General features: G+C 69.7%; 1 protein-coding gene. It reads left to right on the top strand.

The window, feature by feature from the left end:
- The coding region (locus AC1DKD_RS42315; RefSeq protein WP_477144877.1) for an exodeoxyribonuclease VII large subunit at positions 1–406 on the top strand (406 nt) is incomplete at both ends.

Here is a 406-nt window from a genome sequence, read left to right as displayed (position 1 = left end):
CCGTGAGGTTGCCGTCCAGGGCAACACGGCAGTGGCCCAGGTGGTCCGCGCCCTGCGGGAACTGGATGCCCGGCCAGAGGTCGACGTCATCGTCATCGCGCGCGGAGGCGGGGCACTCGAAGACCTCCTGCCCTTCAACAGCGAGGACCTCATCCGCGCGGTGGCAGCGGCCGAAACACCGGTGGTGAGCGCTATTGGCCACGAGGCCGACCGCCCGCTGCTGGACTACGTTGCCGATCTCCGCGCCTCAACGCCCACGGATGCCGCCAAGCGGATCGTTCCTGAGGTGTCCGAGGAGCTCGCCGGCGTGCGCCAGGCGCGGGAACAGCTGCGGCGCTCCATGGAACGGATGATAGACCGGGAGCGGGACCGGCTGGCGGCACTGCATTCACGGCCAGTCATGGCG

The organism is Cupriavidus sp. 05T313 (assembly GCF_056396665.1).
Note: the sequence above shows the minus strand (reverse complement) of the source record. Positions and strands in the feature narration are given on the sequence as shown.